Genomic DNA, 1,642 nt, shown 5'->3' on the forward strand with positions numbered 1-1,642 from the left:
GCGTGGGGGTGGACTACGGCATCTTCCTGCTCGAGCATCCCGGCGACGGCGAGTCATGGACGGCGATCGTGCTCGGCGCGGCCAGCACGCTGCTGGCGTTCGGCCTGCTCGCGCTGTCGTCCACGCCGGCGCTGCATGCGTTCGGCATGACCATGCTGTCCGGCGTGGGCGCGGTGTGGCTGCTGTCGCCGTGGTTCCGGCCGCGCGCCGCGCCGCACGGCGGCAGGTAGGGAACAGGCGGGAACAGGCAGCAGCAAGAAGCAGCAAGCAGGAAAGAAGCAGGAAAACAGACCAACGAGATCGACAAGATCCAACCACAGGAACAGGGTTACGAATGCATACCGAACAGGTGGACGTCCTTATCATCGGCGCGGGGCCGGCCGGCTCCGTGGCCGCGGGCCTGCTGCGCAAGCGCGGCATCGGCGTGCTGGTGCTGGAGAAGGAAACCTTCCCGCGCTTCTCGATCGGCGAGAGCCTGCTGCCGCAGAGCATGGCGTATATCGAGGAGGCCGGCATGCTGCAGGCCGTGGTGGAGGCGGGCTTCCAGTACAAGAACGGCGCGGCCTTCGCGCGCGGCGAGCGCTACACCGAATTCGATTTCCGCGACAAGTTCTCCGCCGGCTGGGGCACCACCTACCAGGTCCAGCGCGCGCGCTTCGACGACGTGCTGATCCGCGAGGCGCAGAAGCAGGGCGCCGAGGTCCGCTTCCGCCACCAGGTCACGGCGGTGGACGTCGAGGGCGAGCAGCCCCGCGTCACCGTGCGCGGCGCCGACGGCAACGTCTACGGCGTGCAGGCGCGCTTCCTGCTGGACGCCTCCGGCTTCGGCCGCGTGCTGCCGCGCCTGCTGGACCTGGAGTCGCCGTCCAACTTCCCGGTGCGCAGCGCCATCTTCACGCACGTGGAGGACCGCATCCCGCCCGGCACCTTCGACCGCAACAAGATCCGCATCGGCGTGCATCCCGAGCACGTGGACGTGTGGTACTGGACCATCCCGTTCTCGGACGGGCGCTGCTCGCAGGGCGTGGTGGCGGAAAAGCGCTTCCTCGACCAGTACGGCGGCACCGAGACCGAGCGCCTCCAGGCGCTGGTCGGCGAGGAGCCGGGCCTGGCGAAGCTGCTGGCCAACGCCGCGTGGGACACCCCGGCGCGGCAGATCGTCGGCTACTCGGCCAACGTCAAGTCGCTGTGGGGCAAGGGCTACGCGCTGCTCGGCAACGCCGGCGAGTTCCTCGATCCGGTGTTCTCGTCGGGCGTGACCATCGCCTTCAAGTCGGCCAGCCTCGCCACCGCCTGCCTGGCGCGCCAGTTCGCCGGCGAGGCGGTGGACTGGCAGGCCGAGTACGGCACGCCGCTCAAGCAGGGCGTGGACTGCTTCCGTACCTTCGTCGAGGCGTGGTACGAGGGCAGCTTCCAGAAGCTGATCTTCCACCCCGACGCCACGCCGGACATCCGCCGCATGATCTCGGCCATCCTGGCCGGTTATGCGTGGGACCGCGGCAACCCGTTCGTGACCGAATCGCGCCGCCGCCTGGCCGTGCTGGAGCAGCTTTGCGCGTGACCGTTTTCCGCTTTGCGCCACGCATGGCCGCCGCGCCGCTGGCCGCCGCGGCCGTGCTGCTGGCGGGCTGCGCCGCGCCCG

The 1,642-nt window shown here is 69.9% G+C and carries 2 protein-coding genes; both read left to right on the forward strand.

What is annotated here, in order from left to right; genetic code table 11:
• The coding region (locus tag K206_RS43580) for a hypothetical protein (protein WP_043365428.1) at positions 1-230 on the forward strand (230 nt) is incomplete at its 5' end.
• A gap of 104 nt (positions 231-334) precedes the next feature.
• Positions 335-1,561: an NAD(P)/FAD-dependent oxidoreductase gene (locus K206_RS0104210; RefSeq protein ID WP_020201163.1), complete on the forward strand. Its 1,227-nt coding sequence runs from the start codon at positions 335-337 to the stop codon at positions 1,559-1,561.
• Positions 1,562-1,642: the final 81 nt, after the last annotated feature.

It is taken from the genome of Cupriavidus sp. WS, from assembly GCF_000395345.1.
Taxonomy (GTDB): Bacteria; Pseudomonadota; Gammaproteobacteria; order Burkholderiales; family Burkholderiaceae; genus Cupriavidus; species Cupriavidus basilensis_B.